The 2,990-nt window shown below is 70.8% G+C and carries 4 protein-coding genes; all 4 read right to left on the bottom strand.

Annotated elements, in window-relative coordinates:
• Positions 1 to 497 (bottom strand): cupin domain-containing protein (locus VGV13_18450; GenBank protein HEV8643071.1); only part of this gene is annotated, 497 nt, incomplete at its 3' end.
• A gap of 14 nt (positions 498 to 511) precedes the next feature.
• On the bottom strand, positions 512 to 1,549 hold the full coding sequence (locus VGV13_18445; GenBank protein ID HEV8643070.1) for a kelch repeat-containing protein: 1,038 nt from the start codon (positions 1,547 to 1,549) through the stop codon (positions 512 to 514).
• Positions 1,546 to 2,553, bottom strand: coding sequence for a Gfo/Idh/MocA family oxidoreductase (locus VGV13_18440; protein ID HEV8643069.1), 1,008 nt, complete (start codon positions 2,551 to 2,553; stop codon positions 1,546 to 1,548). The genes VGV13_18445 and VGV13_18440 overlap by 4 nt, the downstream gene beginning before the upstream one ends.
• Positions 2,550 to 2,990: VOC family protein (locus tag VGV13_18435; protein HEV8643068.1), on the bottom strand; the 441-nt coding region annotated here is incomplete at its 5' end. The genes VGV13_18435 and VGV13_18440, both read right to left, overlap by 4 nt.

The following is a 2,990-nucleotide window of genomic DNA, read 5'->3' as shown; positions in this document are numbered from 1 at the left end:
GGATGCGAATGGGGCTTCCCCTCGGTCCCGGCGGGATAGAACATGAAGGCCACCTCGATCCGTTCTCCCGTGATCGTCGGGCCCTGCCCCGAGGAGTACTTCGGCGTGATGAAGTCCGACTTCATCTCGTCCCACTTGAAGAAGACCGAGCCCTTGGCGCCTTTTGGCTTGGCGCTGGCGGCGGGCCCCACGTCCTGGAAGCCGATGACCTCCATCTCCTCCAGGACGTGGAGCGAGTGCTCTGTGTTCGACCGGATGAGAACGGCCTCTCCGGGGCCGACGACCTTCTCGTCCCCGCCCACGCGGTACTTCGCCTTCCCCCTGACGATCGAGTGCACCTGCTCGTGGGGCCGGGCGTGGGGCTTCACCTCGGTGGCGGCCGGAAAGAGCAGTCGCGCGACCGCGATCTTTTCCCCTCGGAAGATCGAACCCGTTGCCGAAGGATGCTCCGGGTCGACGGCTTCCTTCTCGAGCTCGCTCCACTTGAACACCGGCATGTCCTTCCTCCTCCCTACCTGTCCGCGATCTCGAACGCGTCGTGGGACTCCGAGTGGAGGTGCATTCCCGCGATCCCCGCCGACTGGACGTCGCCGCTGACCAGGTGCAATCGGTTGCCGACGACGGCCCCGGCCAGGCCGTGCCGCGGGACCGGCATGCGCGGCAGCACCGCCCACCGGTTGCCGGCAGGGTCGTACGCCTCGAGCGCGCGGAACGCGGCCATCAGTCGATCGTCCTGATACTCACCCCCCGCCACGTAGATGCGCCCCCCCTGGACCCCCCACGCCACCGCGCTGCGCGGCGTCGGCATGCGCGCCTTGACGGCGCCCCACTGGTCGGTCGCGGGGTCGTACTCCTCCACGACGTCGGTCGGGCTGGACACGCTGACGAACGCGGCGCTGAGCCGGCCGCCGATGACGTAGATCTTGCCGCTCACGACCCCCACCGCCGCGTGGTTCCGCGCCGTCGGCATCGGCGAGCGCCCGCGCCAGGTGTTCGTGGCGGGGTCGTACTCTTCCACGGTGGAGAGCGCTCGGTGGGGACGGGCGGGATGAACGGCGGGCTCCGAGGAGCCGGGATGGGTGCTCGCCCCGCCGATCACGTAGATCTTGTTGTTGACCGTCGCCGCCACCGGCGAGCCGCGCTTGGTGGGCATCGGCGCCAGCCCTTTCCAACTGTCGGCGGCGGGGTCGTACTCCCAGGCATTGTCGATGGGGACCCACGCCGGGGGCCCGGACGCGGGCAGGACGAAGCCGCCGAAGGCGTAGATCTTCCCGTTGAGCTCGGTGAAGGCGACGTGGTGCGAGGCCAGCGCCATCGGCTTCTTCTTGGTCCAGCGGTCGGTGGCGGGGTCGTACTCGAAGGCCAGCGCCCGCGGCTTCCAGCCCGGCGCCAGGCCGCCGAACACGTAGAGCTTGCCGCCGGCCGCCGCGCCGTACAGCTCCTCGGCTGGCTCGGGGAAGGCCGCCAGCTTGACCCACTTGCCGGGCGCCTGCGCCTCCGCCGCCGCCAGGCCCATCACCAGCACGATGCCCATCGCCAGTCGCTTCATCGCCGTCCCTCCTTGCTCCCTACCGCAACCGCGCGTCCGGTCTCCACCGACTCGACGATCGCCTCCAGCACGGCGACGTTGGCCGTCGCCTCCTCGCCGCCCACCTCCGGCCTCGTCCCATCCCTCACGCAGCGCGCGAACTCGGCCAGCTCCTCGACCACCGGGTCCAGCGGCGTCAGCGGCACCGCCGTCCGCTCCGGCTGGCCGCGGCGGCCGAGGAAGAGGCGCGTGCCGTCCTCCTCGCTCCAGGCCTGCGCTTCGGTGCCGTGCAGCGTGATGACGGCTGTCCGGTTCGCGTGCACCCAGGAGGTGCCGAGGTAGCCCAGGCTGCCCGAGGCGAACTCGAAGAGGATGGAGGTCGCGTCGTCGATGTCCACGCCCGTAAGGGCCACCCGCCGCGAGAAGGCCGTCGCGCGGGCGATGGGGCCCAGGAGGTACTGGTACGTGTCCACGTGGTGGATACCGATGTTGGTCATGGCCCCCGCCGGGGTCTCCGCGCGGTCCGCGCGCCAGAGGCCCGGCTTGAACGTGAAGCCGATGTCACCCGAGAAGTTTCCCTCGACCTGGGCGACGCGGCCCAGGGCCCCCTCGTCGAGCAGCCGCTTGAGAGCCCGGCTGGCCGCCTGCTTGCGCCGCTGGTGGCCGACGGCGAGGACGACCCTCGCCCGGCGGCAGGCTTCCGTCGCGCGTCGTCCGTCCGCGACCGTGAGGGTGAAGGGCTTGTCCACGAACACGTGCTTGCCGGCGCCGGCGGCGGCCACGACCTGCTCGGCGTGAACCGAGTGGGGCGTCGTGATGAGCACGCCCTCCACCTCAGGATCGGCCAGGACGGCCTCGTAGCTCGGAAGGTCGCGACAGCCGTAGGTCTTGGCGAAGAGCGCGCGGTTCTGGGGGGAGCGGCTGGTGCAGGCGACGACGGTCAGGCCGGTCCCGCGCCCCGCCGCGTCGGCGAGCACGCCGCCCCAGCGCCCGACGCCCACCGCCGCCAAGCGGACCGGCGTCATGCCATCCTCTCCACCTGGGCCTTCCGCCACTCGACGCGCGACACGAACCCGGGACGGCTCCGGCAGATGGCCTCGGTCCGCGCCAGGATCGCCTCGACCGGCGCTTCGATGTCGAACGGCTCCGCGAAGGGTTGCGGCGTGTGCCAGGGAGTATCGACGAAGAGCTCGACGCGGTTGCCCTCGGGGTCCGGGAAGTAGACCGACCAGGCGTTGCCGTGGGTGACGATGCGGAACTCTTTGATGCCTGCCTCGCGCACGCGCGCGTGCATGGCCTTGAGGTCGGCGAGCGTGGGCAGCTTGAACGAGATCTGGTTCACGACGTTGTAGTCGATGCCGGGGGGCCGGCCGGTCACCAGCACGAGCTGGTGATGCTGGTCGGGGTCGTGCGACAGGAAGACCAGCGTGGTCCCGTCCCGGTTCGTCCCGCGATCCATGAC

The sequence above is a fragment of the Candidatus Methylomirabilota bacterium genome, from assembly GCA_036001065.1.
Classification (GTDB): domain Bacteria; phylum Methylomirabilota; class Methylomirabilia; order Rokubacteriales; family CSP1-6; genus MNEF01.
Note: the sequence above shows the minus strand (reverse complement) of the source record. Positions and strands in the feature narration are given on the sequence as shown.